Source organism: Brevibacterium sp. CFH 10365 (assembly GCF_009299785.1).
In the GTDB taxonomy this organism is placed as follows: Bacteria; Actinomycetota; Actinomycetes; order Actinomycetales; family Brevibacteriaceae; genus Brevibacterium; species Brevibacterium limosum.
Genome location: NZ_VIGO01000002.1, coordinates 1 through 26,716 on the forward strand (window position 1 = coordinate 1; position 26,716 = coordinate 26,716).

The following is a 26,716-nucleotide window of genomic DNA, read 5'->3' on the forward strand; positions in this document are numbered from 1 at the left end:
GCCGCCGTCAGGTAGTAATTGGGGGAATGAATCAGGGCCCGACCCTTTCGGATCGAGCCCTGAGAAGCTACAGCCTCAGTCGTCTGCTCAGAGAGCGTTGATCTGCGTGGCCAGGCGCGACTTGCGGTTCGCAGCGTTGTTCTTGTGCAGAACACCCTTCGAAACAGCCTTGTCGAGCCTGCGGGCAGCCACAGCATAAGCCTGCTGTGCCTCTTCCTTGTTGCCGGCAGCGATGTTCTCGCGAACGACGCGGATGTAGGACCGAACCTCGGACCGGACAGCCTTGTTGCGCTGACGAGCCTTCTCGTTGGTCTTGTTCCGCTTGATCTGGGACTTGATATTAGCCAATTTCAACACTCTTCCGTGTTAGTGGTACATGGTCGTGAGGGCGCATCGAACCGACATGATCATCTCCGCGGGGAAACACATCGACGACATCGAATCCGACGGCATCTTCACCCGACCTCGGCGAGACACACGCCTTGATGAAGACACAATCACCCATGATACAGGCTCGGGCCCCGGGCCGGAAATCTCTGTCCTGCCCTGCCCTGCCGCGGATGCAGGGGCGCGATCCAGATGCTCTGCCGGGTCTCAGCCGGCGAGGTTCTCGGCCACATGATCGAACACTTCACGGGGCATGATCGCACCTTCCCGGCGGATCGAATCCGGGTCGAGTCGGATGACCCGATCAAGGCGGAGCTCAGAGGGCCGACCCTGCGAATCCCAGTCCCCGGTGCCGATGTTCATCCACGTGGCATGCCGGTCCTCACGGACCTCGCCGACCCCGCCGGGAATGTGATCTTGGCTGGTGAGCATGAGCGCGAGCACCCATCTGCCGTCGCGACCGACGACGAGGGACGGCCGATCCTTGCCCTGCGAATGGTCCTCCTCGAAGGGGATCCACCCCCAGACGACCTCGCCCGGATCGGCGTCGCCGTCGAGATCGGGAGAGTAGCTGACCGTGAGCGGACCCGTGTAATCACCGGGATACGAACCCGCCCCGCCCGAGACGGAACGCTCAGCAGGCCTCGCCGAGGCGGCACCGCCTCCGCCGTCCGACTGCGCGGGAGTCTGCCGGCGGGCATCCGTGGGCTGCGAGGCACCCCCGGAGTTCTTCTTCGACTGCGACTGACGCAGGTAGCGCAGCCCCTCACGGACTCCGATTCTCGCGGCCCGATTGACCAGTGATCTCCAATTCATACGTCCAGCCTAAACGAGTCGGCTGCCACGCACCTGAAGAACAGCGAACCCGTCGGACAGCGAGCCCGAAGAACAGCGAACCGGTCGGGCAGGGGGCTGCAGCGCGCCGACACGGTCACGTGAAGTCGAGAACCGCCTCGACGGGGAAATGGTCGGAGGGATACTTCCCGTCGGCGTCGAACGTGTCGATGCGGGTGGACACCGTCCGCAGGCCCGGGGTGGTGAGGATCCAGTCGATGCGCGGTTCACCGACTTTCGGACCCTTGTAGCGGTGGAAGGTGCCGATGTCCTCACCTGGCATCTCGGCGGCGGTGTCGGTGAGGCCGAGCTCGATGCAGAAGAAGTCGTAGACCGGGGACCCGGTGGCGACATTGAAGTCACCGGTGACCACGCAGGGGTGGGCCGCCTCGGCGATGGTGTCGGCCATGAGCCGACCGGATTCGAGTCGGGCGCGCTCGGACTTGTGATCGAGGTGGGTGTTGAGCACCCGCAGCCGCCGGTCGGAGCCGATATCGCGGACGTCGACCGTCGTCAGGGTGCGCGCATGGGAGACTCCCCACGATTCCGACGCCACGGTGTCGGGCTGTTCCGAGAGCCAGCTGATGTCCACGGCTTCGACGTCGAAGCGCTTCGAATCGAGGATCACGGCGGTGAACTCACCGGAATTGCCGCCGGAATGCCCCTCTCCGAGCCAGATGTACTCCTCGGGCAGGAGGCTGATGAGCGTCTCGAGCTGGTCGAGTTCGCCCTCCTGGGTGCCGATGATGTGGGGATGGGCGCGCCGGATGAGCTCGGCGGCGATCGGCAGCCGCTCGGCCACCGGATGACCGTCCATGGCGGGATAGCGGAGGTTGAAGCTCATGACCCGGAAATCGCTCATGACACCATCTTCCCCGATCTGTGCCGCCCGGCAGGGGTCCGAACCGCGAAAGTCAGGGACGATCATGATGCGCACGCCGCGGATTCCGAGTCCGTGCGCAAGTCATGAAACAATGGGAGATCGGGTCTGTCTGGGGACCTGGTCTGTCGAAGGAAGGGCGTTCATGTCACCTCAGGTGAATAAGGAAGCTGCACAGCGGATCTCACCGTCTGCCACCTCACCCGAGCTGATTCGCAATTTCTGCATCATCGCTCATATCGACCACGGCAAGTCGACCCTGGCCGACCGCATGCTCCAGATGACCGGTGTCGTCGAGAACCGCGATATGCGTGCCCAGTACCTCGACCGGATGGACATCGAACGCGAACGCGGAATCACCATCAAATCCCAGGCCGTGCGCATGCCGTGGGAACACGAGGACACCCCGTACGCGCTCAACATGATCGACACTCCCGGCCACGTCGACTTCAGCTATGAGGTCTCGCGTTCCCTGGCCGCCTGTGAAGGTGCGCTGCTGCTCGTCGATTCGGCTCAGGGCATCGAAGCCCAGACGCTGGCGAACCTGTACCTGGCCATGGAGAACGATCTGACGATCATCCCCGTGCTCAACAAGATCGACCTGCCCGCCGCGCAGCCGGAGAAGTACGCGGAAGAACTCGCCAACCTCATCGGCTGCGAACCCGAGGACTGCCTGCTCGTGTCGGGCAAGACCGGCGAAGGCGTCGAAGAGGTCCTCGACCGCATCATCACCGATATCCCCGGCCCCGTCGGCGACGCCGACGCACCGGCACGCGCGATGATCTTCGACTCCGTCTACGACACCTACCGCGGTGTGGTCACCTATGTCCGCGTCATCGACGGTTCGCTGGCCCCGCGCGAGAAGATCGAGATGATGTCGACCGGCACCACCCATGAGCTGCAGGAGATCGGTGCCTCCATGCCCGAGCCCAAGGCGACGAAGGGCCTGGGCGTCGGCGAGGTCGGCTACCTCATCACGGGGGTCAAAGACGTGCGACTGTCGAAGGTCGGTGACACCGTCACCGCCGCGGCCACCCCGGCCGATCAGCCTCTCGACGGCTACCGCGAACCCAAGCCGATGGTGTTCTCCGGACTCTTCCCGATCGACGGCTCCGACTATCCGGTGCTGCGAGACGCCCTCGACAAACTCAAACTCAATGATGCCTCCCTGGCCTACGAACCCGAGACCTCGACGGCTCTGGGCTTCGGATTCCGCTGCGGATTCCTCGGTCTGCTCCACCTCGAAGTCCTGCGTGACCGCCTGGAACGCGAGTTCGACCTCGATCTCATCTCCACCGCACCGTCGGTGATCTACGACGTGACCATGGAAGACGGCTCGGAGGCCGTGGTGACGAACCCGAGCGAATACCCCACCGGCAAGATCAGGGAAGTCCGCGAACCGATGGTTCAGGCCACCATCCTCACCCCCAGCGATTACATCGGTGCGGTGATGGAACTGTGCCAGGACCGTCGCGGCAAACTTCAGGGCATGGACTACCTGTCCTCGGACCGGGTGGAGATCCGCTACCGGCTGCCTTTGGCAGAGATCGTCTTCGACTTCTTCGACCAGCTGAAGTCCCGGACCAAGGGCTACGCCTCTCTCGACTACTCCGACGACGGTCAGGATGCCTCCGACCTCGTCAAGGTCGACATCCTGCTGCACGGCGACCAGGTCGACGCGTTCTCCGCGATCGTCCACCGTGACAAGGCGTACTCCTACGGGGTGGCGATGGCCGGGAAGCTGCGCAAGCTCATCCCGCGCCAGCAGTTCGAGGTGCCCATCCAGGCGGCCATCGGATCCCGGATCATCGCCCGTGAGACCATCCGCGCCATCCGCAAGGACGTGCTGTCGAAGTGCTACGGCGGCGACATCAGCCGTAAGCGCAAGCTGCTCGAGAAGCAGAAGGAAGGCAAGAAGCGGATGAAGATGGTCGGCACCGTCGAGGTGCCGCAGGAGGCATTCATCGCGGCCCTGTCCTCGGACGAGCCGGAGACGAAGGACAGCAAGAAGTAAGTGCCCGCACAACCGACCGGCGAGGTCCCTCCGCGCGACGGTTCCCTGCCGCCATCGGCAGGAATCGGCGCCGCCGAGCGGGGGCTGAGCCTCTACGTCCACGTCCCGTACTGCCGGGTCCGCTGCGGCTACTGCGACTTCAACACCTATACCGCCGAGGACCTCGGGCCGGGGGCGTCCCGGGAGGACTACCGCAGCAATCTCGCCCGCGAGCTCGACCTGTCCGTGTCCACCCTCGCCGAGGTGGGGGCGGGCGATCGTGAGGTCTCGACGATCTTCTTCGGCGGAGGCACCCCGACGCTGCTCGCAGCCGACGTGCTCGCCGGGGTGATGGACGATATCCGTGCTCGCTTCCGCCTGGCCGAGAACGTCGAAGTCACCACCGAAGCCAACCCCGACACCTTGGATCCCGCGTACATCGCGACGTTGGCCGGAGCCGGTTTCAACCGCATCTCCATGGGCATGCAGTCGGCTGTGCCGCATGTGCTCGCGACCTTGGACCGCACCCACGATCCGGAGAAGATCCCCGAGGTGGCTCGCTGGGTCAAGGAAGCCGGCCTCGAGCTCAGCCTCGACCTCATCTTCGGCACCCCGGGGGAGTCGATCGACGATTGGCGCAGATCCCTCGACGTCGCACTCGGAAACGACGTCGACCACATTTCGGCCTATTCCCTCATCGTCGAACCGGGCACGAAGATGGGCTCGCTGGTACGCCGCGGGCAGCTGCCCATGCCCGATGAGGACGATCTGGCCGACAAATACGAGATCGCCGACGCCGCGATCTCCGCTGCCGGTCTGCACTGGTACGAAGTGAGCAACTGGTCGACCGGTCCCGAGACGCGCTGTGAGCACAATATGGCCTATTGGCGCAATGCCGATTGGTGGGGCTTCGGCCCCGGCGCTCACTCACACGTCGGGGGAGTCCGGTTCTGGAATGCCAAACACCCGCGTGCCTGGGCCGACAGGCTGGGGGCAGGGGAATCCCCGTCGATCGGCCGTGAGGTCCTCGACGACCAGACCCGGGAGATCGAACGGATCATGCTGGCCGCCCGAATCGACCGGGAGCTGCGTCTGGATTCTCTGGCACCAGGCAGCGAGCAGGCGATCAGAACATTCGTCAGACAGGGACTGCTCGACGCCGATGGCGTGGAGGCCGGCTGGTTCCAGCCGACTCTGCAGGGACGTCTGCTGGCCGACCACATGGTCCGCGTCCTCACCGAATACGTGTGAATGAGTTTCGCCCCGCCACCCGGTTCGGGCGGTGGGGCGAACTGCTCAGCGACTCTGCTGGGGTGAGACCCTCGGGGAGCGTCAGATCACTTGATCCAGTTCGGAGTCATCGGGATTCGGTAGCCCTCACCTCGGTTGGCTGCCAGTCCGGCGATGATCTCGATGATGATCATGTAGATCGAGAGCACCGGCAGGAGCAGCAGGATGAGCAGTCCGATGCCGACGATGGAGAGAACCCCTCCGATCAGCCCGATGCCGAATCCGGCGATGACACCGATGATCAGCAGGTTGAGTGATTGCGCACCATGATGGCGGAGGAACGGCGACTTGTCCTTGTTGATGATGAAGAGGATGAGAGTGACGATCCAGCCGAGTCCGATGACGTAGGTGGCCGCGTGGGCGAGGTGCGACCACAGGGCCGTCGTCCGTTCGGTCTGGTCGGCGTTCCAGAACCCGACAGAGCCCGGACCATAGGCCGCATCAGGAAGTTCGGAGCCCATGGGCACACCGGCCGCCGGTGAGTGCGCCGACGACGCTCCCTGGAATCCGTACCCGGCCTGAGGCTGACCCTGCGGAGCGCCGTAGGGCTGCTGAGGCCCGTAACCGGGCTGACTGCCATAAGCCTGCTGCGAGCCGTACCCCGGATGGCCCTGCTGAGGGTTCTGCGGCTGAGAACCGTACGCCGGGTCCTGCGGCTGGGAGCCGTACTGAGGTTGGCTTCCCTGTTGAGGCTGCTGAGTGTGCGGCTGCTGCGAGCCCGACTGCGGCGAATAGTTCGGCGGCATCGGCTGCGACTGTCCGTTGTTCGGCTGCTGCGGGTTGTCCGACATGAGAGTCCCTTCAGAGTTTGCGATGACCCCACACTAACCCAGAGAGTGCGGGGTGACGGGGAATGGTCACTTCACGAAGTTGATGGTGAGCGGGAACTTGTAACCTTCGCCCTTGTTCGCCGCGACGGCCGCGATGATGTAGAGGACGACGTAGACGAGCGGGACGATGAGCGCTGCATACACGAGGAGGATGCCGATACCGAATGTCACAAGTGCCAGCATGAAACCGAGGATGCCGAAGACGAAGAGGGCCCCGAAAGTCACGATCGTGTTCGTGATCAGCGCGTTGAGGCCCTGACGGGAGTGCTCCCGGACGAAGGGCGATTCGTCCTTCTTCACGAGGAACATGATGAGCGGCATGAAGCCGAAGATGATCGCGCCGAGGTGGGTCCACAGTGCCGTGGTCCGGTCGGGTTCGTGAGCCATCCAGAACTGTTCGGAACCAAGGCCGTAGGCCTGCTCGGGCAGAGAGCGGGAGTCGAACATCGCCGGATTGTGCATCTGCGGCATTCCGTACCCGGGCTGAGCGCCGTAACCCGGTTGAGCGCCGTACCCGGGCTGACCGCCGTACCCGGGTTGTGAGCCGTAGGCGGGTTGCGAGCCGTAGGCGGACTGGCCGCCGTAGCTCTGCGGCTGAGAGTACTGCTGGTTCTGCGGAGCGTAGGGCTGCTGCGGTCCGGAGGCCTGAGAGTAGTTCGGGGGCATCGGACGGCTGCCGGGCTGTTCGGGGGTGAACGACATGGGGATCCTTTCGACGAACGCTTGCCATTCACCCTAGCGGAGCGACCCACACCGAGGATGTCGGGAAAGCCTCACTCCTGTGACAGTTTCGGCACACGCCGACCGCGTCGGGCCACCGGAGACGCTCAGCCGACGGTGACGAAATCGATGAGCTCCTCGACCCGCCCCGACAGCGTCGGTTCGACATCGGCGATGGTGCTGACCTTCCCGAGGATGCGCACCCACCCGCGAGCGACATCCCGATGGTCGGCATGCGGCCACCCGATGCGACGCAGGATTCCCGTCTTCCAGTCCTCGCCCCGGGGGACGACCGGCCATTCGCGGATTCCGACGACATGGGGCTTCACCGCCTGCCAGATATCGACGTAGGGGTGACCGATGATGTGGACGACGTCGCGATAGCGCGGATCGGCGCGGACAGCCTCGGCGATCTTCGATTCCTTAGTCCCGCTCACCAGGTGGTCGGCGAGGACACCCACCCGGTGGTCCTGGTCCGGACCGAAGGCCTCCAGCTTGTCGGCGACATCGTCGAGACCGCCCAGAGGTTCGACGACGACGCCCTCGATGCGCAGATCATCGCCCCAGATCTTCTCGACGAGTTCGGCATCGTGCTTGCCTTCGACCCAGATCCGCGAGCCGCGTGCCACCCGAGCCTTCGCACCGGCCACGGCGCGAGAGCCCGAAGCGGTCCGTCCGGGCTCTCGCGCCCGCTTCTTCGGCAGCTGCACATCGACCGGCTGCCCTTCGAGGAGGAACCCCGGCCCCAGGGGGAAGGCGCGCACCTTTCCGACGCGGTCCTCAAGCTTGACGATGACCCCGGCCGTGGTCTTCTCCGCACCGACGACAGCGCCGACATAGCCGCTCACGGCATCCTCGAGGACCATGCCCAGGCCGAGCTCGACCTGGCGGGACTTCTTCGGCCGGTGTGACGAGGGTGAGGAACCGGAGAGCACATCGGGGCCATAGCGATCAAAAGCATTCACGGGCAACCACCCTAGTCAAGGACTCTCCCGCATGGGCGCAGACCCGCAGGCCACCCCAGAAATGAATTCCTGGAACGAGAGGCGTAGAATTGGCACTCAGGCCCAAGGAGTGCCAAGCGCAGGCGCGGAACCGCGATCGGCCCGGCGAGACGGAGAGGAGACCCGCGATGAACGACAGCAGACGAGCACAGGTGCTGCGCGCCATCGTCGAGGACTTCGTCGCCACCAACGAACCCGTGGGATCGAAGGCGATCGTGCAGCGCCACACCCTCGGCGTCTCTCCGGCCACGATCCGCAACGATATGGCCCAGCTCGAACTGGAGGGCTATATCGCCCAGCCCCACACCTCGGCCGGCCGGATCCCCACCGACCTGGGGTACCGGATGTTCGTCGATCGCATCGACGAGTTCAAACCGCTGACCACCGCAGAACGCCGCGCGATCCTCCAGCTCATCGACGGTGACGTCGAACTCGACGAGATGCTCGACCGCACCGTCCGCGTCCTCTCCGGCCTCACCCGCCAGGTGGCCCTCATCCAGTACCCGACGGTGTCACGGGCCCGCATCAAACACATCGAGATCGTCGGTCTCGGTCCCGGCCGCATCCTCGTCGTCCTCATCACCGATGCCGGACAGGTCGAACAGAAGACCGTGATCACCCCGACCCCGGTCGACGAAGACGCCGTGCGCGGACTGCGCGATCAGATCAACGCCGAGTTCGCGGGGCGCACACTCGCCCAGATCTTCGGATCGACTTCCGCCGCCGAGGCGGCCGCCCCCGAACCGAGTGAGGCGGCTGCTCGTGACGACTCCGGCCTCAAGCAGGTCCGCGCCGCCGTCGTCGACCTCGTCGCCGCGACCCGTGAAGAGCGCATCATCATGGCCGGCACTGCGAATCTCGCCCGCTCCGGAAGCGAATTCGGAGAGAAGATGGCCCCGATCCTCGAAGCCTTCGAGGAGCAGGTGGTCCTGCTCAGGCTGCTCACCTCGATGGCCGAAGACCACGAGGAGATCAGCGTGCGCATCGGGCGTGAGAATACTCACGAATCGTTCAGCTCGACTTCCGTCGTCGCCGCCGAATATGGTCATGACGCGGGTTCCTCGGCCAGACTGGCAGTGCTCGGCCCGACCCGAATGGACTATCCGACGACGATCTCGGCAGTCCGTGCCGTCGCGAAATACGTGTCCTCGATCCTGGATCGAGGGTAGGGCCCGAAGTGACGACGACCAGACGCGCCCGGAGCCGGGCAGCACAACATCGGTGAGGACCGCGCAGCAGCGCAGCCGCCACCACCACGAACAGAGAACACCACTACGTCAGGGAGAGAGAAGTTTCTGTGGCCGATCACTATGAAACACTCGGAGTGTCCAAAGATGCTTCCGCGGCTGAGATCAAGGCGTCGTACCGGAAGCTGGCACGCAAGTACCACCCGGACGTCAATCCAGGTCACGAAGACGAATTCAAAGCCATCTCACTGGCCTACGATGTGCTCTCCGATCCGGACAAGCGCCGCAACTACGATATGGGCGGCGGCGAGAACGGTCAGGGCTTCCCCGCCGGCGGCGGCGGATTCGGCGGATTCGGCGACATCTTCGAAACCTTCTTCGGCGGTGGCGGCGGCCAGGCCGGCGGCCCGATCCCGCGCACACAGCGTGGCAAGGACGCCCTCGTCGGCGTCAACATCGACCTGAAGACCGCAGCCTTCGGCGGCACCGTCGACCTCGATGTGACCACCGCGGTCGTCTGCGACACCTGCTCCGGTGCCGGCACTCAGGAGGGCACCAAGATCGAGACCTGCTCACTGTGCCACGGTGCCGGCAGCGTCCAGCGCATGACCCGGACCCTGCTGGGACAGATGGTCACGAACCAGACCTGCAACTCCTGCCACGGCTTCGGCACCGTCATCCCGAACCCCTGCCTCAACTGCCAGGGCGACGGACGTGTGCGCAAGCAGCGGACCATGAAGATCCGCATCCCCGCGGGCGTCTCCGACGGCACCCGCATCCAGCTGTCCAGCCAGGGCGAGGTCGGCCCCGGCGGCGGACCCGCCGGTGACCTCTTCGTCGAGGTCATGGTCACCCGCCACGAGGTCTTCCAGCGCGACGGCGACAACCTCCGCGCCGCCGTCTCGGTGCCGATGACCGCCGCGACCCTGGGCGCGACCATTCCGTTCGAGACCTTCGACGGCACCCAGGACCTCAACATCGCCTCCGGCACCCAGTCCGGCACTGTCGTCAAACTCTCCGGACTCGGTGCCGCCCGTCTACGTTCGGAGACCCGGGGCGACCTGCTCATCACCATCGATGTCCTCACCCCGGACAAACTCGACGACGACCAACGGGAACTGCTCGAGAAGCTCGCCCAGCTGCGCGGAGAAGAGACACCACGCGCCCAGATATCGACCGAGAACCGGGGAATGTTCTCCCGCATGCGTGAGAGGTTCGCCGGTCGGTGAGTCGTCCCGTCTTCCGCTCCGCCACGGCCGCCGAGGCTGCCGTCGGTTCCGCACTCACCCTCGGTGAGGACGTGGCCGGGCACGCGGTGCGGGTGCGTCGGATCGGTCCCGGCGAGGAGATCGACATCGTCGACGGCGCAGGCACACGGGCCCGCGGAACCGTCACGGCCGCCTCGGCGAATGAGATGACGATCGACGTCACCGCGGTGACGAACGAGGACAGCACGGGTCCGCGCCTCGTCCTCGTCCAGGCACTGGCGAAGGGCGACCGGGACCTGCAGGCCATCGAGACGGCCACGGAGATCGGCGTCGACGAGGTCATTCCCTGGGCCGCCGAACGCTCGATCGCGGACTGGCCGGCCAAGAAGCGGGAGAGGATGGCCGCAAAATGGGAGAACCTCTTGGCTGCGGCCTCCCTCCAGGCCAGACGTTCACGGTTCCCGGTCCTCCACGACCTCGTCCGCGGATCCTCCCTGGCCCAGACCGTCGGCGACACCGATGCCGTCTTCGTCCTCCACGAGACCGCGCAGCGGAGACTCTCCGACGCCCTGGCCGACCTGGCCGCAGGTGACCCCGCCCAGCTGCCGGCACGCATCGTCTTCGTCGTCGGACCCGAAGGCGGCATCAGCGACGGAGAACTCGACGCCCTGACCGGTCGCGGAGCGCTGCCGGTGTGCCTCGGTCCCACGATCCTGCGCTCATCATCGGCGGGATCGGCCGGTCTGGTCCTGGCCCAGAATTCATTGGGCCGTTGGTGAGGCGTCGGACTAGGATGGAAGCACATTCAGGCGCCGCCGGTGACGGTGCGCTCACTCGCAAAGGAACATTCTGGACATCACCCCACCCAATTCGAACCCCATGAACCCCACCGACCCGGACACCGCCCACAACGACGGTGCCGCTGAGGATGACACCGCGACGGACACACGCGGCTCCGCACGCGACACCGTGCGCCTGGTCATCCCCGACTCCATCGACCTCGTCGCCTTCTTCGGCCCCGGAGAGTCGAACCTGCGTGCTCTGGAGAAGACCTTCGACGACCTCGACATCCACGTCCGGGCCAACCAGGTCCAGGTCACCGGCGACCCGAAACGCGTCGAAGCGTTCGTCAGCGTCATCGGGGAACTCAAGAAGCTCTACACCGCCGGCCATCGCATCAACGAAGAGACGATCGACCGGGTCGCGACATTCTCTTCCGAAGGTGCGGCCGCCTCGACGGTGCTGGGCACGAACATCCTCTCCACCAGGGGCAAGTCGATCCGTCCGAAGACGATGGGCCAGCACGACTACGTCAAGGCCATCCGCAATCACACGATCACCTTCGGCATCGGCCCGGCCGGAACCGGCAAGACGTACCTGGCGATGGCCATGGCTGTCAACGCCCTCCAGCACAAAGAGGTCTCGCGGATCATCCTCACCCGGCCCGCCGTCGAAGCCGGGGAATCGCTGGGCTACCTGCCGGGAACTCTCAACGACAAGATCGACCCGTACGTGCGTCCGCTCTACGATGCCCTGCACGACATGGTCGATCCCGAGTCGATCCCGCTGCTCATCGAGACCGGCACGATCGAGGTCGCTCCCTTGGCGTACATGCGCGGTCGGACCCTCAACGACGCCTTCATCATCCTCGACGAAGCCCAGAACACGACGGCCGAGCAGATGAAGATGTTCCTCACCCGCCTCGGATTCGGATCACGCATGGTCGTGACCGGCGACATCTCCCAGATCGATCTGCCGGGCAAGACCCGCAGCGGGCTCAAGGTCGTCCGCGACATCCTCGACGGGATCGAGGACCTGCAGTTCTGCGAACTGGGCAGCAAGGACGTCGTCCGGCATTCGCTGGTGACGAAGATCGTCGATGCCTACGACCTGTGGGGGAATGCCGAATGAACACCGAGATCCTCAACGAGACCGAAGCCGAGGTGGACCTCGACGAGGTCGTGGCCCTGACCGAATACCTCGGCGAAGCTCTGCACATGCACCCCGGTGCGGAACTGGCCGTGACCATGGTCGACTCGGCCGCCATGTCCGAACTCCACGTCACCTGGATGGACCTCGAGGGCCCGACCGATGTCATGTCCTTTCCCATGGATCAGCTCCACCGTGGAGAACCGGACGATCCGTCCGAGGGCCAGATGGGCGATGTCATCATCTGCCCCGAGGTGGCCGAATCCCAGGCTCGAGCGGCCGGCCATTCGACGATGGATGAAATCCTGCTGCTCACCGTCCACGGATTCCTCCACCTGCTCGGCTACGACCACGGTGAGCCCGAAGAGCGGGAAGAGATGTTCGCCCTGCAGCGGCATCTGCTGCTGACCTTCTTCGCGGCCCGCTATGACGGTCGCACCGACATCCCCACCCCCACCGAGGTCTGACCGTGTTCGCGTACTTCCTCGGTGCGGCCCTGTGCCTGATCATCGCCGCCACTCTCTCGGCCGTGGATGCCGCCCTGCTCAACGTCTCCCACCACGCGGTCGAAGAGGCCAAGGAGGAAGGCAGACGGGCGGCAGTGCGCGTGGAGAAGATCCTCGCGGACCTGCCGACGAACATCAACGTCATCATCTTCGTCCGCAACTTCCTCGAAGCACTCGCCACGGTGTTCATCGCCCTGGCCTATGACTCCTACTACTCCGTTGGCCCGCTCATGGTGTTCCTCACGGTGCTCACCGCCTCGGTGGCGGTCTTCATCATCGCCGGAGTCTCCCCGCGCACGATCGGCAAACGCCGGTCCCTGGCCGTGAGCCTCAACCTCAGCTGGGTCGTGCGCATCGTCCTCGTCGCGCTCAAACCGCTGACCCGCATCCTCGTCGTGCTCGGCAATCTGCTCACCCCGGATCAGGTGTACAAGGACGGTCCCTTCGTGACCTCTGAACAGCTGCGCGACCTCGTGGAGCGTGCCAGCGAATCCGACATCATCGAAGACGGCGAACGCGAGATGATCCAGTCGGTGTTCAACCTTTCGGACACCTCGGCGAACGAGGTCATGGTTCCGCGCACCGACCTCATCACCGTCGACGCCGAGGTGAGCCTGCAGAAGACGATGAACCTGTTCTTCCGCTCCGGCTTCTCCCGCATCCCCGTCTGCGGCGAGGACCTCGATGACGTCCGCGGAGTCGCCTACCTCAAGGACGTCGCCCGCCGCCTCCACCTCCACCCCGAGGAGGCCGACCGACCCGTGGGCAACCTGGCCCGCACCGTTCTGTTCGTCCCGGAGACGAAACCGGCCGATGACCTGCTGCGGCAGATGCAGGTCGACTCCACCCATCTGGCGATCCTCATCGACGAATACGGCGGCACCGCCGGACTTGTGACCATCGAGGACATCGTCGAAGAGATCGTCGGTGAGATCGAAGACGAATACGACAACGGCGATGACGAACTCGTCGCCGCCGCAGACGGATCGTTCGTCATCAGCACCCGCATGTCGATCTCCGATTTCGCCGAGTACTTCGACGTGCGCATCGACGAAGACGATGTCAACAGCGTCGGCGGTCTGCTCTCGAAGCTCATCGACCGGGTGCCCATCGACGGATCGCGCGCTCATATCGCAGGGCTCGACATCGAAGCCATGGAGGGCCAGGGCCGCCGCCACCGGATCACCCACGTGCGGGTCACCCGCACCCACGAGGACAGCAGAGACGACGCGCAGACCGCCGCAGCCGATGGTTCGGGGACGAAGGAAGAGGACTGAGATGGAATTTCGCACGGACTATCCCGAGGACTACCGGGCCGGCTTCGCCTGCTTCGTAGGACGGCCCAACACAGGCAAATCGACGCTGACGAATGCGCTGGTGGGGGAGAAGGTCGCGATCACCTCGGCCAAGCCTCAGACGACCCGGCATACGATCCGTGGAATCGTCCACAAGGACGACCACCAGCTCATCCTCATCGACACCCCCGGACTGCACAAACCGCGCACCCTGCTCGGCTCCCGGCTCAACGACCTCGTGGCCTCCACGCTGGGCGAGGTCGATGTCATCGGCTTCTGCCTGCCCGCCGACGAGCCGATCGGTCCGGGAGACCGCTATATCGCCTCCCAGCTGGCGCTGTTGGACGGGCGGACCCCGATCGTGGCGCTCGTGACGAAGGTCGACCGGGTGCCCAAGGACAAGATCGCCGAGGCGCTGCTGGCTGTCGGCGAACTCGCCGACTTCGCCGATGTCGTCCCCGTCTCCGCGGTCGAGGACTTCCAGGTCGACACCGTCGATTCGGTGCTGGCGGCCCATCTGCCGAAGTCTCCTCCGCTCTATCCCGACGGGGATCTCACGGATGAGCCGGAGGAGAAGATGATCGCCGAGCTCGTCCGCGAAGCGGCACTCGAAGGGGTGCGTGACGAACTGCCGCACTCCCTGGCCGTGCAGGTCGAGGAGATGTACCCGCGTGAGGGTCGCAGCGAGGACAACCCGCTGTGGAACGTCCACGTCAACCTCTACGTCGAACGTCCCAGCCAGAAGGCCATCATCATCGGCAAGCGCGGCAGCCGACTCAAGGCCATCGGTTCGGAATCCCGTCAGGGCATCGAACGGCTCCTCGGCACGAAAGTCTACCTCGACCTGCACGTCAAGGTGGCCAAGGACTGGCAGCGCGATCCCAAGCAGCTCGGCCGCCTGGGCTTCGACTTCAACAACTGACCGTCTGCGCCGTGCGTCACTGTCCGCTCTGTGACGGGCGCCACCTCGCCCGGGCCGAGTTGAACCGGGCCCTTCAGCCTGCCTTAGACTAGGCCGAGTGAATGCCGAGCAGACTCTGGTCGCACTGAGCGACCGTTCCCCACAGGTTGCCCCCGAAGAGCTCATCGCAGGTCTCGTCCCGCCGCCTCAGTTCGAGGACGTGTCCTTCGACAGCTATCGCACCGATCCGGCCGAACCCTCGCAGGAAGAGGCACGGAACAAGCTGCGGGAATTCACCGAACGCTCGACGAGCAAGGGATTCTTCGGCAGACTCTTCTCGAAGGGCCGAACCGGTGCCAAGGGCGTCTACCTCGACGGCGGCTACGGCGTCGGCAAGACCCACCTGCTGGCCTCGGCCTGGCACGCGAATGAGAAGCCGGCCACCTTCGGCACCTTCGTCGAATACACGAATCTCGTCGGAGCCTTGGGCTTCGCCCGGGCCCGCGACGACCTGTCGAAGATGAAGCTCGTCTGCGTCGACGAGTTCGAACTCGACGATCCCGGCGACACCGTGCTCATGTCGCGTCTGATGCGGGAACTCACCGACGCGGGAGTGAAGATCATCGCCACATCGAACACTCTGCCCGGATCTCTGGGGGAGGGGCGCTTCGCCGCTCAGGATTTCCTGCGCGAGATTCAGGCGCTGGCCGAACAGTTCGAGGTCTACCGCATCGACGGCAAGGACTACCGTGCCCGTGAGCTCACCGCTCCGGCCGATCCGCTGTCTGAGTCCGAACTCGACGCGGCCGCGAGCCAGTTGGAGGGAGTCGTCGCCCGGGATGACTTCTCCGAGCTGCTGAGCCACCTGTCCACCGTCCACCCCTCACGCTACGGGCGGATGGTCGACGGCATCGATGCCGCCGTGTGGGAGAACGTGCGCACAATCGACAACGAGAGCGTGGCTCTGCGCTTCGTCGCTCTCGTCGACCGGCTCTACGACCGCAATGTCCACATCATCAATTCCGGAGCCGCCCTCGATGCTGTCTTCACCGAGGAGTCGCTGGCCGGCGGGTACAAGAAGAAGTACATGCGCTGCCTCTCGCGCCTCACCGCCCTGTCGTCCTGAGCCGGGCCGGGGTTCTGCAGAACCCCGGTGGCGAAGACAGGTGATCGTCGGCGCTCACCTGCCTCTGCCGGAGGAGGCGGCCCGAACGACCGACGCCCGTCACACCTGCGATCGAGGTGTGACGGGCGTCGGTCGTGTCAGCGCAGGCCGATCACGTCGAAGATGCGCAGGTCCGGGACCCAATCGGGCAGACCGGTGAATCTGAGAGCGAACCACACGATGATGGCGACGAACGCCGCCGTCACCGCACCGACGGTCCACCGCACCCACAGCCGCTGCGCCATGATCCAATGCGTCCAGCGTTCGACATTCACCCGGACGAAATGCAGAAGGCGCTGAGCCCAGCGGAACTCGCTGGAGATGATGAACAGACCGATGATGACGATGAGCCAGCCGGGGCCGGGCAGCGGAACGAGCACGAGGCCGATGAGCACGATGAGCGTGCCGAGACCACCGACGATGCTGCGATAGATGCGCGCAGTGTGCGGATTGGCCAGCACTGTGCGACGCCAGCGGAGGAAACCCAGACGCAGCTTGCGCCACGGACGGGGGCCTTGTCGATGGTGGCGTGACAACCAGCCCTTGGGGCGGGTCTGCGGACTCTCTGGGTTCACCCAACCACTATAAGATGGTGACCCTGAAAGCTTGATCGACGGTTGTGACGACGATCACCCGATTCTGATTTTGCGTATGCCTCCACCTGCGTATAGAGTTATATCTCGTTGCCAGGGAAACCGGGCAGCGAGAAATGCGGATGTGGCTCAGTTGGTAGAGCATCACCTTGCCAAGGTGAGGGTCGCGGGTTCGAGTCCCGTCATCCGCTCGGAGGCGTCATGGCACTGCCTTGGCGGTGGCGTGGCCGAGAGGCGAGGCAGCGGCCTGCAAAGCCGTATACACGGGTTCGAATCCCGTCGCCACCTCGGAAGGTCAGCAGAAATGCTGATCGACCAGCGCGATTGGCGCAGCGGTAGCGCGCTTCCTTCACACGGAAGAGGTCACTGGTTCGATCCCAGTATCGCGCACAGGGACCCTCGGGTTCCGGTGCAACAAATGAATAGAGCGCGATTGGCGCAGCGGTAGCGCGCTTCCTTCACACGGAAGAGGTCACTGGTTCGATCCCAGTATCGCGCACAGGGACCCTCGGGTTCCGGTGCAACAAATGAATAGAGCGCGATTGGCGCAGCGGTAGCGCGCTTCCTTCACACGGAAGAGGTCACTGGTTCGATCCCAGTATCGCGCACAGGGACCCTCGGGTTCCGGTGCAACAAATGAATAGAGCGCGATTGGCGCAGCGGTAGCGCGCTTCCCTGACACGGAAGAGGTCACTGGTTCGATCCCAGTATCGCGCACACAAGAAGCCCCGAGTGATCCACTCGGGGCTTCGTGCATTCACACTTGGGTACTCTCTCAGTACCTGCTTCTTCGGGTTATAGGCCAAAATGTGGCTGCAGCCCAGTTTCGGATGAATAGCCTGCGTGAGGGTGAGTAGGGGTCCCTGTTGTGGTCGTGTCTTCTCTGAACTCATCACGTTCTTCGGTGGGCAGTTCGGAAGAAGGTGTACCGATTCGCCGGATCGTACCGTTGCCACGACGCCGCTGGGACCATGCCAGGGTCGAAATGCGGCGGTTCGGCCCGCCGACGCGAACGGATGTGACTCAAGTGGGCTCCAGGGCCGGCGAAAGTATGTCGTGGTGCGTGGGTCATGGCCCCAGGCAATCGCACTGGTGTCCCATGCACACAGACGTGCCGAAGAAGTGTGTCAGGACTGTGTCCGGTAGGTGTGCAGGGTCACTGTCCGAGAAGAGTGTCAGGACCGTGGCCGGTCGGTGTGCTGGGGCACTGTCAGTGCCTGCTCTTTCGCCGCAGCCCAGTTTTGGACGAATAGCACAAGTTTGAACATGGGCTGCTCACCTCAGAGCGTGCTGAACGCACGAAGCTGGGCTGTGTGCCTCCGCCGTCTGCGAACGATGAGTGGATGACTCTCGAAGCTCAGGTCGCTGATGCGGGCTCAGGTCGCTGATGCGGATTGTGTACGAATTGTTCACCGTGTTCCAGGGCTGGAACGCAGTAGGCATGCGGCATCGCACAGGTTTGCTAGTACGCTAGGCGTTGTACAGAACGACGATGACTTCGGAGCACCTATGTCTACTCCTCAGAACCCGTACGGATCGGGTGACGGTTCGCCCGACAACCCCAACGGGCAGAACCCGAACAACCAGCCGCCGAACGCCCCCGACTACGGCAACGATCAGAACGCCGGACAACAGCCCGGTCAGTACGGTGCGGATCAGTCCGGTCAGCAGTACGGATCGTCAGGCAGCCAGCCCTACGGCTCGCAGCCGAACTACGGTCAGGGCGGCAACGACGGCGCGGATCAGTCCGGTCAGCAGTACGGGCAGCAGCCTCCCCAGTACGGCTCGCAGCCGAACTACGGTCAGGGCGGCAACGACGGCGCGGAGCAGTCCGGTCAGCAGTACGGGCAGCAGCCTCCCCAGTACGGCTCGCAGCCGAACTACGGTGCGTCGTACGGCCAGGACCCGAACAGCCAGAACCCGTACGGCCAGGATCCGAACAGCCAGAACCCGTACGGCCAGGGACAGCCTGACCAGAACCTGTACGGCCAGAATCCCTACGACGCCAACGCGCAGGGATACGNGCGTCGTACGGCCAGGACCCGAACAGCCAGAACCCGTACGGCCAGGATCCGAACAGCCAGAACCCGTACGGCCAGGGACAGCCTGACCAGAACCTGTACGGCCAGAATCCCTACGACGCCAACGCGCAGGGATACGACGCCAATCAGTACGGCCAGCAGCCGGCCTACGCTGGCGCCGAGGGGTCCTCCGATCAGTTCATGCCGGCCAACCCGAACGCCGCCTACGGTCAGTACCCGTCGGGCAGCGGCGGCAACACGTCGAAGAACATCTGGGGCATCCTCGCTCTCATCGGCGGCATCGTCGGCATTCTCGGGGCCTTCGTCTTCGGCGGCGGCGCACTCTTCGGCATCGCCGCGGTGATCTTCGGCTTCGTCGGCCTCTCTGCGGTCAAGAAGGGCCTCGCCAGCAACAAGGGCCTCAACATCACCGGCATCATCCTCGGCATCGTGTCGGTCGTCATCTCGATCATCGTGATCGTTGCGACCATCATGTTCGGCGCGTTCATCTTCAAGGCCGCCGACGAAGCCGCCAGCTCCTCTGCTTCGCCCGGCACGAGCCAGGGCGCCGGTCAGGACCCGAGCCCGGGATCGGACGGCGGAGAGGCCGCACCCGCGCAGGCAAGCGAGGTCGAGATCGGTGACGACGTCACCGCCGCGATCAATGTCCGCCCGGGCACCGCATCGTCGTCCGCTTCCGGTGCCGAGTCGACGAATGGTGAGATCGCCGTCGTGACGATGACCGTGAAGAACAATTCGAGCTCCGACGTGGAGATGACTCTCACGAATCTCGCTGCCACCGACGGAGGCAGCAAGGAATACGACGAGGTCTTCGACGGCTCGAACTACAAGGGCTCGCTGGCCTTCACCGATCCCGTGCCTGCCGGCGGCGAAACGACCTATGAACTCGCCTACGCCGTTCCCAGCGCAGAGATCGATGGGATGCACCTCAAGCTCGAGCTCATCGACGACCTCGGCAAGGGCAAGGACTTCGAGTTCTACAAGCAGTGACGGTCTGAACGCCGAGGTGACAGGGCCCACAAGGTCCTGACACTGCGGACGCACGGATCAGCGGAATCGGTATGGGTGGCAGTCGAACGACTGCCACCCAACTGATCTGTCCCAGCGAAATCGGTACTAGAATCTCAGGGTGAGCAGCCCACCGGACGGGCTGCTCGAATGAACACTCAACGAACGGAGAAGATCAGTGGCAGACAGCATTGACTGCGCGGGCGAAAGCATTCCCTGGAAAGAGGGGCTGACCGGAACGGAGATCTTCTCCGCCGACCGCACGGTCGTTGCAATGTGGTTGAACGGCGAACCCGCCGACCTCAGCCGCGAACTGCAGCCAGGTGAGCGGATCGCACCGATCACCATCGACTCCGGCGCCGGACTCGACATCCTGCGCCACTCCACCGGTCACGTCACCGCTCAAGCCGTCCAGGAGCTCTTCCCCGGCACCAAGCTCGGCATCGGGCCCTACATCACCGACGGGTACTACTTCGACTTCGACGTCGCCGAGCCCTTCACTCCCGAAGACCTCAAGGCGATTCAGAAGAAGGCCGCCCAGATCGTCAAGTCCGGTCAGACCTTCAACCGCGTCGTCGTCACCGAGGATGAGGCACGGGAGCGCATGGCGAACGAGCCCTACAAGCTCGAACTCATCGACGACAAGGGCAAGGGCGCCGACGAGGAGACCTCCGTGGAGGTCGGCGGCGGTGAGCTCACCGTCTACGAAAACGTCGACCGCAAGGGCGAAGTCGTGTGGCAGGACCTGTGCCGCGGCCCTCACCTGCCAAACACCAAGCTCATCGGCAACGGCTTCGCCATCACCCGATCCTCGGCCGCCTACTGGCGCGGCGACCAGGCGAATGCGAGCCTGCAGCGCGTGTACGGAACCGCCTGGGCCTCGAAGGACGACCTCAAGGCCTACCAGGACCGCATCGCCGAGGCCGAACGCCGCGACCACCGCAAGCTCGGTGCCGAAATGGATCTGTTCTCCTTCCCCGAGGAGCTCGGCTCCGGTCTGCCCGTCTTCCACCCCAAGGGCGGTGTGATCAAACGGGAGATGGAGGACTACGTCCGCGCCCGCCACATCGACGAGGGCTTCGAATACGTCGGCACCCCGCACATCTCGAAAGAGACTCTCTACTTTACCTCGGGCCACCTGCCCTACTACGGCGAGAACATGTTCCCCTCGATCGCCGTCGATGAGGTCCGCGACGAATCCGGCGAGGTCGTCAAGGAGGGCACTCCGTACCGGCTCAAGGCCATGAACTGCCCGATGCACAACCTCATCTACCGGTCCCGCGGCCGCTCCTATCGCGACCTGCCGCTGCGCCTGTTCGAGTTCGGCACCGTCTACCGCGACGAGGCCTCCGGAGTCATCCACGGCCTCACCCGCGTCCGTGCCCTGACTCAGGACGACTCGCACTCCTACGTGGCCCAGGAAGACGCCGCTGCGGAGATCCGCCACCTGCTGGGCTTCGTGCTCAGCCTGCTGCGCGACTTCGGCCTCGACGACTTCTACCTCGAGCTCTCCACCCGAGACGAGGACGGGAAGAAGGCCGACAAGTTCATCGGCTCCGACGAACAGTGGGTCGAAGCCACCAGTGTGCTCGAGGAGGTCGCCCAGGAGACCGGACTCGAACTCGTCCCCGACCCGGGCGGCGCGGCCTTCTATGGACCGAAGATCTCCGTCCAGGCCCGCGACGCCATCGGCCGCACCTGGCAGATGTCGACCGTCCAGCTCGACTTCAACCAGCCCGAGCGCTTCGGACTCGAATACGTCGCCGCCGACGGCTCCCGCAAGCAGCCGGTGATGATCCACTCCGCGAAGTTCGGCTCCATCGAACGCTTCCTCGGCGTGCTCACCGAGCACTACGCCGGCGCCTTCCCCGTGTGGCTGGCGCCCGTGCAGGTGACCTGCATCCCCGTGGCCGATGAGTTCGACGACTACCTCGCCGAGGTGGCCGACCAGCTGCGCAGGGCCGGAGTCCGCGTGGAGATCGACGACAGCGACGACCGGTTCCCGAAGAAGATTCGCAACGCATCGAAGTCGAAGGTGCCCTTCACCCTCATCGCCGGAGGAGAAGACCGCGACGCGGGTGCCGTGTCCTTCCGCTTCCGCAGCGGCGAACAGGAGAACGGCGTCCCCGTCGCCGAGGCGGTGCGACGAATCCTCGACGCGATTGAGACCAAGGCCCAAGTATGAGCGGAGGCGACGAGGACCGGTCCGCGTCGGAGCACCGAGGCGGTCGCCTCGGCGAGGGGACTCCCTATCCCGAGGCCGCCGCGGGGTTCCCCGGGGAACCCGATGGATTCCAACGCCTGTGGACCCCGCACCGGATGGTCTACATCGACGGTCAGGACAAACCGAAGGACGACGGTGCCGGCGAATGCCCGTTCTGCACGGCACCGGGGAAGTCCGATGTCGAAGGACTCATCGTCGCCCGTGGTGAGACCGTGTACGCGGTGCTCAACCTCTATCCGTACAACCCGGGGCACCTGCTCATCTGCCCCTACCGCCACGTGGCGGACTACACGGACCTGACCGCCGACGAGACCGTCGAACTCGCCGAATTCACCCAACAGGCGATGCGCGTCATCCGGGCCGTGTCCGGACCCCACGGATTCAACCTGGGCATGAACCAGGGACCGGTCGCCGGAGCCGGAATCGCCGCGCACCTGCACCAGCACGTCGTCCCGCGCTGGGGCGGAGACGCGAACTTCCTGCCCGTGATCGCCCAGACGAAGGCCCTGCCGCAAGTGCACGGCGATGTGCAGGCACGCCTGTCAAAGGAATGGAACCGATGAATCCTGAAGACCTCGGCACTCTTGCCGAGTACTCCTCGCCCGTGCTGCGCGGCGCTGACACCGTCATCACGATCCGGCGACCCGACTTGGAGACCAACAGCTACCTCGCGCAGCTGTTCTCCCTGACCGAGGACAGCTCCCGGCGGCTGACCCACTCATGGTCGGACTCGGCCCCGCAGTGCGGCCGAAGCTGGTCGGGCTACCTGAGTGCGGAGAGGAACGCCGCCCCGCAGCTCTTCGTCGGCGACAGCCTGGAGACGGCGCACCAGATCACGGACAGCCACCTCGGCGTCTCCGAGTTCGCCCTCGACGACTCCCGGGCCAGGGCTCTCTACGTCGCCCGGGTCGCCGAACCCGGCCGCTACGGACTCGACGAGTCCATCCCGGAGACCGAAGAATCCCCACGGCGGATCACCTCGGCGTCCTACCTGGCCAACGGCCTCGGCTATACGAACGACCGACCGGCACGTGCCTTCCTCGTCGACCTCTCCGAACCCGGTCTCGGCACGGTCGGTCTTCGCGGAGCCTCCGAAGTGCCGCTGTCGACTCTGCTGACCACCCCGGACACCGATGTCCGCGATCCGCAGTTCTCCCCGAACGGCACACGCGTGTCCGTGGTCTCCGCTCTCCGCCCCGACCAGGGACAGCCCGATCTGCGCTCCACGGTATGGTTGCTCGAGGGTGAGGACCCGACCCCGCTCGAGCTGCCCTCCATGGACGTCGGTCTGCACCGGTGGCTCGACGAGGACACCGTGCTGCTGCTCGGCAACGCTCTGACCCGAGACGAACTCGACTTCGTCGGGCAGATGCCCGGACTCTTCGTCCACGACCTGACAACGGCTTCCACGAGGCGGCTGACGGACCCGGAGACTGTGGCCATGGCATCGATCCCGCCCCGAATCGACGGGGGAGCGATCATCGCCGCCGTCGACACCGACGGAGCCACCCGTGTCGTTCGCATCGGCCTCGACGCCGCAGAGATCGGCTTCGACGAACTCGAGTTCCTCACCGACGACACCACAGTCGTCAACGGCTTCGACCTCAACGACGCGGCTCTCGTCTTCACCGGGGCGACCCCGCAGTCCCCGGCGGTGCTCGGCCGCATCCCCCTCGATGGCCGCCCGGATTCCGGGACCGCCTCGGCGCCGGGCGACGCTGTCGTCGTCAAGGAACATCCGGCGCCGGCGAACTCCGTCCTTCCCCAGGTGCTGCGTGTGCCCGGCGAATCCGGGACGATCACCGGCTGGCTGGCCAAACCGCACGGTGAGGGGCCATTCCCGGTCATCCTCAACATCCACGGCGGACCCTTCGCCCAGTACACCCACTCGTGGTTCGACGAGACCCAGGTGCTCAGCTTCGCGGGATATGCAGTCGTGTTCTCGAACCCGCGCGGCTCCGGCGGGCGCACCCGCAGCTGGGGGACCGCAGTCCAAGGCGACATGGCGGCACCGGCGATGGCCGACGTGCTCGCCGTCCTCGACCACGCCCTCGAATCCGATCCCACCCTCGACAGCAGCCGTCTGGGCATCCAGGGCGGATCGTATGGGGGATATCTCACAGCCATGACGATCGCCGCGGACCAGCGCTTCCGAGGAGCCATCGTCGAACGCGGCTACCTCGACCCCGACAGCTTCGTCGGAACCTCCGACATCGGCCGCTTCTTCACCGAGGAGTACACGAGCCGCAGCCGTGAGGCGATCGTGCGCCAATCGCCCCTGGCCCATGCCCCGCAGGTCGGCACACCGACGCTGGTGATGCATTCGGAACGCGACTTCCGCTGCCCGCTGGAACAGGCCCAGCAGTACTATGCGGCCCTGCAGCGAGCCGGAGTCGACACCGAGATGCTCATCTTCCCAGGCGAGAACCACGAGCTCTCCCGGGCCGGCCAGCCTCGCCACCGCAGGCAGCGCTTCGAAGCCATCCTCGACTGGTGGGATCGGCATCTGAGCGGCCGGAATCGGACGCAGCCAGAGGGCGAGCGACATCGCCCGGAAGCGGCTGACCCGAGCGCCGCCGCAGCGCCCGACTCCGCGTCATGAGCGTCGAGTTGGTCGGGAAAGCACAGAGCCGATATCGTTCTCTGGACCGCTGTCGCGCTCTTGCCGAAATCCCCCAGCATCATTATTCTGCAAACACTTGCCTCCTCTCGCCGCCGACCACTGGAGAAACATGAAACCTCGTAAAGCCTCAAGGGTCGTTTTACTCAATGAGCGCGACGAGGTTCTCCTGATCCGGGCCCAAGATCTGCTGACACCCAGTCACCAATGGTGGATGACCTGCGGCGGCGGCTCCGAACTCGGCGAATCGGCTGCGCAGACGGCGGCCCGGGAACTGGCGGAGGAGACCGGGATCGAATGCGAACCGCACGAACTCATCGGCCCCCTGGCCACTCGTGACGAGGTCTTCGAGTTCACGGAGAAGTCGCTGCGCCAAGTCGAGACGTACTTCGCGTTCCGCACCGCTGAGGACATCGAACTCGAAGACGCGGTCTGGACGGACATCGAGAAGCGCAGCCTGCTCGAATTCCGCTGGTGGACCCGCGAGGAGCTTCTGGACACGACGGAGACGATCTATCCGAAGAATCTGCTGGGCCTCATCGATCTGGCCACCGCCGGGTCCGTTCCCGAAGTGCCGCTGGTCATCGACTGAACCCGCGTCTGCGGCCGAATACCGGCCGGCGCAGACCTCCGAACGGGCGTCTGCACAAGTCTCCTCGGTCAGCGTATAGACTTGAGAGGCTGTAACTACAGGAAGGAACACCAGTGTCAGGTCATTCCAAATGGGCAACGACTAAACACAAGAAAGCTGCCATCGATGCCAAGCGCGGCAAACTCTTCGCCAAGCTGATCAAGAACATCGAGGTTGCCGCTCGCAACGGTGGACCTGACCCCGACGGCAACCCGACTCTGTTCGATGCGATCCAGAAGGCGAAGAAGAACTCGGTCCCCGCCGACAACATCACCCGCGCGGTCAAGCGCGGCGGCGGCCTCGACGGTTCCGGAGTCAACTACGAGACGATTATGTACGAAGGCTACGCCGCCGGCGGTGTGGCGCTGCTCATCGAGTGCCTCACCGACAACCGCAACCGTGCGGCCTCCGAGGTGCGCGTGGCCGTGACCCGCAACGGCGGGAGCATGGCCGATCCGGGCTCCGTGACGTACAACTTCAACCGCAGGGGCGTCATCACCGTGGGTGCGGACGAGACCGATGAAGAGGCCATCCTGCTGGCGACCATGGACGCCGGAGCCGAAGAGGTCAAGGAGGTCGGGGAGAAGTTCGAGATCATCTGCGAGGCCACCGACCTCGTGGCCGTGCGCACCGCCCTCGTCGACGCCGGAATCGACTACGACTCGGCCGAAGCCTCATTCGTTCCCGAGCTCGAGGTCAGCCTCGACGCGGAGACCGCGCAGAAGGTCTTCACCCTCATCGACGCGCTCGAAGACAGCGACGAGGTGCAGAACGTCTACTCGAACGCCGATGTCAGCGATGAGGTCCTCGCCGAACTCGATGCCTGATGCGCATCCTCGGCGTTGATCCCGGTCTGACCCGGTGCGGGCTGGGCGTCATCGACACCCTGCCCGCCCGGAAGGCGACAATGGTCGCCGTCGACGTTCTGCGCACCCCCTCGGCCGACTCCGTCGACCTGCGTCTCGGATCCATCGCAGAGGCGTTCGACACCTGGTTGGACAGGTACCGTCCCGACGTCGTGGCCATCGAACGGGTCTTCGCACGCAACGATGTGTCCACGATCATGGGCACGGCCCAGGCATCGGGACTGACCATGGGGCTGGCGGCCCGCCGCGGACTGCCCGTGGCCATGCACACCCCGTCCGAGGTCAAGGCAGCCATCACCGGCTCCGGTCGTGCCGACAAGAAGCAGATCACCTCGATGGTGACGCGGATCCTCGGACTCGACGCACCGCCGAAGCCCGCCGATGCCGCCGATGCTCTGGCGATCGCCATCTGCCATTCCTGGCGCGGGGCCCTGTCGGCCCAATCGACACCGGGCATGAACAAGGACCTCACCGAACGCAAGGCCGGCGGCCGCCAGGGCAGCGGACTGACGAAGGCCCAGCAGCAGTGGGCCGAGGCGATGCGGCGCGCCAAATGAGTGTGGGGGAGCGGGTGCCTGCTAACCTGGATTCGTACACGTGTTC

24 protein-coding genes and 6 tRNA genes are annotated in these 26,716 nt (G+C 64.9%); 23 read left to right on the forward strand and 7 right to left on the reverse strand.

What is annotated here, in order from left to right; genetic code table 11:
* Nucleotides 1–87: 87 nt before the first annotated feature.
* From rpsT to FHG09_RS03245, 3 genes are all read right to left on the reverse strand, one after another.
* Nucleotides 88–348 (reverse strand): 30S ribosomal protein S20, encoded by a 261-nt coding sequence (gene rpsT, locus FHG09_RS03235; RefSeq protein ID WP_152346286.1) that lies wholly within the window; start codon nt 346–348, stop codon nt 88–90.
* A 246-nt stretch (nt 349–594) separates the two neighbouring features.
* Nucleotides 595–1,203, reverse strand: a complete 609-nt coding sequence (locus FHG09_RS03240) for a type II toxin-antitoxin system PemK/MazF family toxin (protein WP_152346287.1) — start codon at nt 1,201–1,203, stop codon at nt 595–597.
* Between the two features lie 115 nt (nt 1,204–1,318).
* On the reverse strand, nt 1,319–2,083 hold the full coding sequence (locus FHG09_RS03245) for an endonuclease/exonuclease/phosphatase family protein (RefSeq protein WP_152346288.1): 765 nt from the start codon (nt 2,081–2,083) through the stop codon (nt 1,319–1,321).
* Between the two features lie 163 nt (nt 2,084–2,246).
* On the opposite strand from FHG09_RS03245, the gene lepA reads away from it, so the two are divergent.
* A complete protein-coding gene (lepA, locus tag FHG09_RS03250) occupies nt 2,247–4,115 on the forward strand; it encodes a translation elongation factor 4 (protein WP_152346289.1) in 1,869 nt (622 codons plus the stop codon).
* Entirely contained in the window at nt 4,116–5,345 is a 1,230-nt protein-coding gene (gene hemW, locus FHG09_RS03255; protein WP_152346290.1) for a radical SAM family heme chaperone HemW, read from the forward strand.
* A gap of 86 nt (nt 5,346–5,431) precedes the next feature.
* On the opposite strand, the gene FHG09_RS03260 is transcribed toward hemW, so the two are convergent.
* The 3 genes from FHG09_RS03260 to FHG09_RS03270 form a co-directional block, all read right to left on the reverse strand.
* Nucleotides 5,432–6,175, reverse strand: coding sequence for a DUF4870 domain-containing protein (locus tag FHG09_RS03260; protein WP_152346291.1), 744 nt, complete (start codon nt 6,173–6,175; stop codon nt 5,432–5,434).
* Between the two features lie 66 nt (nt 6,176–6,241).
* Nucleotides 6,242–6,916, reverse strand: a complete 675-nt coding sequence (locus FHG09_RS03265) for a DUF4870 domain-containing protein (protein ID WP_152346292.1) — start codon at nt 6,914–6,916, stop codon at nt 6,242–6,244.
* 125 nt (nt 6,917–7,041) lie between these two features.
* Entirely contained in the window at nt 7,042–7,905 is an 864-nt protein-coding gene (locus FHG09_RS03270) for a DUF3097 family protein (RefSeq protein WP_152346293.1), read from the reverse strand.
* A gap of 161 nt (nt 7,906–8,066) precedes the next feature.
* On the opposite strand from FHG09_RS03270, the gene hrcA reads away from it, so the two are divergent.
* The 8 genes from hrcA (at nt 8,067) to zapE (ending at nt 16,090) form a co-directional block, all read left to right on the forward strand.
* Nucleotides 8,067–9,107, forward strand: coding sequence for a heat-inducible transcriptional repressor HrcA (gene hrcA / locus FHG09_RS03275; protein ID WP_152346294.1), 1,041 nt, complete (start codon nt 8,067–8,069; stop codon nt 9,105–9,107).
* Nucleotides 9,108–9,235: 128 nt separating this feature from the next.
* A complete protein-coding gene (dnaJ, locus tag FHG09_RS03280) occupies nt 9,236–10,354 on the forward strand; it encodes a molecular chaperone DnaJ (protein WP_152346295.1) in 1,119 nt (372 codons plus the stop codon).
* On the forward strand, nt 10,351–11,112 hold the full coding sequence (locus FHG09_RS03285) for a 16S rRNA (uracil(1498)-N(3))-methyltransferase (RefSeq protein WP_152346296.1): 762 nt from the start codon (nt 10,351–10,353) through the stop codon (nt 11,110–11,112). The genes dnaJ and FHG09_RS03285 overlap by 4 nt, the downstream gene beginning before the upstream one ends.
* Before the next feature lie 100 nt (nt 11,113–11,212).
* A complete protein-coding gene (locus FHG09_RS03290; protein WP_152346297.1) occupies nt 11,213–12,244 on the forward strand; it encodes a PhoH family protein in 1,032 nt (343 codons plus the stop codon).
* Nucleotides 12,241–12,729, forward strand: coding sequence for an rRNA maturation RNase YbeY (ybeY, locus tag FHG09_RS03295; protein ID WP_152346298.1), 489 nt, complete (start codon nt 12,241–12,243; stop codon nt 12,727–12,729). The genes FHG09_RS03290 and ybeY overlap by 4 nt, the downstream gene beginning before the upstream one ends.
* Before the next feature lie 2 nt (nt 12,730–12,731).
* A complete protein-coding gene (locus FHG09_RS03300) occupies nt 12,732–14,045 on the forward strand; it encodes a hemolysin family protein (protein ID WP_152346299.1) in 1,314 nt (437 codons plus the stop codon).
* A 1-nt stretch (nt 14,046) separates the two neighbouring features.
* On the forward strand, nt 14,047–14,985 hold the full coding sequence (gene era / locus FHG09_RS03305) for a GTPase Era (RefSeq protein WP_152346300.1): 939 nt from the start codon (nt 14,047–14,049) through the stop codon (nt 14,983–14,985).
* A 97-nt stretch (nt 14,986–15,082) separates the two neighbouring features.
* Nucleotides 15,083–16,090 (forward strand): cell division protein ZapE, encoded by a 1,008-nt coding sequence (gene zapE, locus FHG09_RS03310; RefSeq protein ID WP_152346301.1) that lies wholly within the window; start codon nt 15,083–15,085, stop codon nt 16,088–16,090.
* 137 nt (nt 16,091–16,227) lie between these two features.
* Here zapE and FHG09_RS03315 read toward each other — a convergent pair whose 3' ends face one another.
* Nucleotides 16,228–16,704 (reverse strand): TIGR02611 family protein, encoded by a 477-nt coding sequence (locus FHG09_RS03315; protein WP_227492523.1) that lies wholly within the window; start codon nt 16,702–16,704, stop codon nt 16,228–16,230.
* Nucleotides 16,705–16,840: 136 nt separating this feature from the next.
* On the opposite strand from FHG09_RS03315, the gene FHG09_RS03320 reads away from it, so the two are divergent.
* From FHG09_RS03320 to ruvC, 13 genes are all read left to right on the forward strand, one after another.
* Nucleotides 16,841–16,913 (forward strand) — tRNA-Gly (locus FHG09_RS03320).
* A 26-nt stretch (nt 16,914–16,939) separates the two neighbouring features.
* Nucleotides 16,940–17,010: transfer RNA gene (locus tag FHG09_RS03325), tRNA-Cys, on the forward strand.
* Between the two features lie 30 nt (nt 17,011–17,040).
* A tRNA-Val gene (locus tag FHG09_RS03330) sits at nt 17,041–17,112 on the forward strand.
* 37 nt (nt 17,113–17,149) lie between these two features.
* Nucleotides 17,150–17,221 (forward strand) — tRNA-Val (locus tag FHG09_RS03335).
* A 37-nt stretch (nt 17,222–17,258) separates the two neighbouring features.
* Nucleotides 17,259–17,330 (forward strand) — tRNA-Val (locus tag FHG09_RS03340).
* Nucleotides 17,331–17,367: 37 nt separating this feature from the next.
* Nucleotides 17,368–17,439, forward strand: a tRNA-Val gene (locus FHG09_RS03345).
* Between the two features lie 1,505 nt (nt 17,440–18,944).
* Entirely contained in the window at nt 18,945–19,754 is an 810-nt protein-coding gene (locus FHG09_RS03350) for a DUF4190 domain-containing protein (protein WP_227492524.1), read from the forward strand.
* A gap of 196 nt (nt 19,755–19,950) precedes the next feature.
* Entirely contained in the window at nt 19,951–21,957 is a 2,007-nt protein-coding gene (gene thrS / locus FHG09_RS03355) for a threonine--tRNA ligase (RefSeq protein ID WP_152346303.1), read from the forward strand.
* Nucleotides 21,954–22,559, forward strand: coding sequence for an HIT family protein (locus tag FHG09_RS03360; protein WP_152346304.1), 606 nt, complete (start codon nt 21,954–21,956; stop codon nt 22,557–22,559). The genes thrS and FHG09_RS03360 overlap by 4 nt, the downstream gene beginning before the upstream one ends.
* A complete protein-coding gene (locus FHG09_RS03365) occupies nt 22,556–24,598 on the forward strand; it encodes an alpha/beta hydrolase family protein (protein ID WP_152346305.1) in 2,043 nt (680 codons plus the stop codon). The genes FHG09_RS03360 and FHG09_RS03365 overlap by 4 nt, the downstream gene beginning before the upstream one ends.
* Nucleotides 24,599–24,728: 130 nt before the next feature.
* Nucleotides 24,729–25,208 (forward strand): NUDIX hydrolase, encoded by a 480-nt coding sequence (locus tag FHG09_RS03370; RefSeq protein WP_152346306.1) that lies wholly within the window; start codon nt 24,729–24,731, stop codon nt 25,206–25,208.
* A 113-nt stretch (nt 25,209–25,321) separates the two neighbouring features.
* Nucleotides 25,322–26,074 (forward strand): YebC/PmpR family DNA-binding transcriptional regulator, encoded by a 753-nt coding sequence (locus FHG09_RS03375; RefSeq protein WP_152346307.1) that lies wholly within the window; start codon nt 25,322–25,324, stop codon nt 26,072–26,074.
* On the forward strand, nt 26,074–26,670 hold the full coding sequence (gene ruvC / locus FHG09_RS03380; protein ID WP_152346308.1) for a crossover junction endodeoxyribonuclease RuvC: 597 nt from the start codon (nt 26,074–26,076) through the stop codon (nt 26,668–26,670). The genes FHG09_RS03375 and ruvC overlap by 1 nt, the downstream gene beginning before the upstream one ends.
* Nucleotides 26,671–26,716 lie beyond the last annotated feature (46 nt).